We start from the raw sequence: 610 nt of genomic DNA, 5'->3' as shown, positions 1-610 counted from the left end.
GGTCAACGCCGACCTCAGCCGCGACGAGCTGCTCGCGGGCAGCCAGATCAGCCGCTTCCTGGTGCTGCACAAGGAGCTGGACGCCGACGACGGCGAGCTCACCCGCACCAACAAGGTGCGCCGCGGCTTCATCGCCGAGAAGTACGGCGTGCTGGTCGAGGCGCTGTACGGCGGCAAGGCCGAGCAGTACATCCAGACGCAGGTGAAGTTCGAGGACGGGCGCACCGGCTCGGTCAGCGCCACGCTCAAGCTGAGCGACGCGAAGACCTTCACCCCCGTCAAGGCCGCGGCCTGAGCCGCCGCCCGAGCCCGAACACCCCACACCCGACCATGACACAGAAGAAGATCGGCGACGTCGTCCTCAACGTCCAGAACATCAGCCTGCGCTTTGGCGGCGTCAAGGCGCTGACCGACATCAGCTTTGACGTGCGCGAGCACGAGGTGCGCGCCATCATCGGGCCCAACGGCGCGGGCAAGAGCTCCATGCTCAACTGCATCAACGGGGTGTACCAGCCCCAGGAGGGCTCGATCAGCTTTCGGGGCCGCACCTTCAGGCACATGAACAGCCGCCAGGTGGCCGAGATGGGCATCGCGCGCACCTTCCAGAACC

1 protein-coding gene and 1 pseudogene are annotated in these 610 nt (G+C 66.9%); both read left to right on the top strand.

Annotated features, from left to right (window positions below):
• Positions 1 to 295 (top strand): annotated as a pseudogene (locus ACT6UX_RS30425) (long-chain fatty acid--CoA ligase); the annotation flags it as partial.
• 35 nt (positions 296 to 330) lie between these two features.
• On the top strand, positions 331 to 610 hold a 280-nt coding region (locus ACT6UX_RS30420), incomplete at its 3' end, for an ATP-binding cassette domain-containing protein (RefSeq protein ID WP_444778864.1).

It is taken from the genome of Reyranella sp. (assembly GCF_052439685.1).
Taxonomy (GTDB): domain Bacteria; phylum Pseudomonadota; class Alphaproteobacteria; order Reyranellales; family Reyranellaceae; genus Reyranella.
The sequence above is the reverse complement of the archived record's forward strand: the minus strand, read 5'-3'. Positions and strand labels throughout refer to the sequence as shown.